The 2,095-nt window shown below is 69.6% G+C and carries 1 protein-coding gene; it reads left to right on the forward strand.

Going from position 1 to position 2,095, the window contains the following annotated elements; all coding sequences use genetic code 11:
- The coding region (locus tag H6A07_RS09665; protein WP_204814712.1) for a MurT ligase domain-containing protein at positions 1-1,883 on the forward strand (1,883 nt) is incomplete at its 5' end.
- Between the last annotated feature and the right edge of the window lie 212 nt (positions 1,884-2,095).

Genomic DNA, 2,095 nt, shown 5'->3' on the forward strand with positions numbered 1-2,095 from the left:
CCGCGCTGGTGCTGGCCGGGGCGGGCGAGAAGGACGGCGGGCGCGCAGGCTGCTTCGAGTGCGACGAGCTCTACACCGTGCGCGTGCTGCCCGCGCTGCGCCCGGACGCGCTCGTGCTGCTGAACCTCTTCCGCGACCAGCTGGACCGCTACGGAGAGATCGACCACACGCAGGACGTGATCGCGGAGGCCCTGCGCCGCGCGCCCGAAACCGCGCTCGTGTTCAACGCGGACGACCCGCTGTGCGCCTCGATCGCGGACCGCGTGGACAACCCCGGCCTGCCCTTCGGCATCGACGAGCCCACGGGCCTGGAGGCCGACCGCATCTCCGACAGCCGTTTCTGCGCGCGCTGCAACGCGGGCCTGGAGTACGAGTACGTCCACTACGGCCAGCTGGGGCGCTACCGCTGCCCGCGCTGCGGCTGGGAGCGGCCGGAGCTCGCCTTCGCGGCCGTGAACCTGCGGTTGACCTGCGGCGGGTTTGAGTTCGACGTGGAGGACCGGCGCGGCCTGGCCCCGGTGCGCCACCACGTGCGCACGCGCTACAGCGGCCTCTACATGGTCTACAACGTCATGGCGGCGCTCGCCGGGTGCCTCGCGGCGGGCGGCGACGTGGCCCGCTTCCAGGAGGTGCTCGACGCCTACGAGCCGGCGAGCGGGCGCGGCAAGGTCTTCTCGCTCGACGACGGCCGCGAGGTGGCGTCCAACCTGGCCAAGAACCCGACCGGCTTCAACCGCATGATCCAGCAGGTGCGCGCCGAGGACGGGCGCTGCCTCGCCCTCTTCCTGAACGACAACGACGCGGACGGCCACGACGTCTCCTGGATCTGGGACATCGACCTCGAGCGCCTGCGTGACCTCTCCGGCCTGCGGTTGGTTTGCGTTGGCGGCACGCGGCGCGAGGACATGGCCGTGCGCGTGAAGTACGCCGAGCTCGGTGCGGAGATCGTGCTCGTGGACGACGTCGAAGGTGCGCTGCGCCTGGTGGAGCCGGGCGAGAAGCTCCATGTGATCGCCAACTACACGGCGTTCCCGCCCGTGGTCGCCGACCTCGAGCGCATCTGTAAGTTGGGTAAATTGGGGACAGTCCCCAATTTACAGAGTGGCCGCGTCTGTGAATCGGGGACTGTCCCCAATTTACAGACCGAGGGGGTGAGTCGGCCGCTGCGCATCGTGCACCTCTACCCGGACGCGCTCAACCTCTACGGCGACGGCGGCAACATCGCGTCGCTCGCCAAGCGCTGCGCGTGGCGCGGCATCCCGGCGCGCGTGGACCAGGTCCTCATGGGTCAGGAGCTCGACCTCTCCGACGCGGACGTCGTGCTTCTGGGAGGCGGTGCCGACCGCGACCAGCTCGCCGTCGCCGAGGAGCTGCGCGGCCAGCGCGAGAAGCTCGCCGACTACGTTGCCGACGGCGGGGTCCTTCTTGCCATCTGCGGCGGCTACCAGCTGCTGGGCCACTCCTACATGATGGGCGAGAGGCGCGTGGAGGGCCTGCACGTCCTGGACCTGGAGACCACCGCCGGGGAGACGCGCCTCATCGGCAACGTGGCGGTCGAGTCTCCCGTGTGCGACGCGCCGATCGTGGGCTTTGAGAACCACGCCGGCCGCACGCACCTAGGCGCGGACGAGAAGCCCCTCGGCCACGCGATGGTCCACGGCACCGGCAACAACGGCGAGGACGGCGGCGAGGGCGTGCTGCACGACGGCGTGATCGGCACGTACCTGCACGGGCCCATCCTGCCCAAGAACCCCGGCGTCACGGACTGGCTGATCGCGCGGGCGCTCAGGCGGCGCGGCATCGACGTCGAGCTGACGCCGCTGGACGACGCGCTGGAGACGCTCGCCCACGACGTCGCGCTCCGCATCGCCACGAGCCGCTAGGTCGACGGCCCGAGGTTCTTCTCGCCCCACCTTCCCACCCCCCGGCTTGTCTGGGCAAACATCTGAAACTGTCTCCCTCTCGGTCCCTTATCTGGGTCGTCCTGACCTGGGGTTCCTTGATTTCGGGTCCTTATCTGGGTCGCTTTAGTTCCACATGTTTGCCCAGACAAGCCTGGGGCGGGGACGGGGGAGCCTGTCTCTTATACACATCT

The sequence above is a fragment of the Olsenella uli genome, from assembly GCF_016899935.1.
Lineage (GTDB): Bacteria > Actinomycetota > Coriobacteriia > Coriobacteriales > Atopobiaceae > Thermophilibacter > Thermophilibacter uli_B.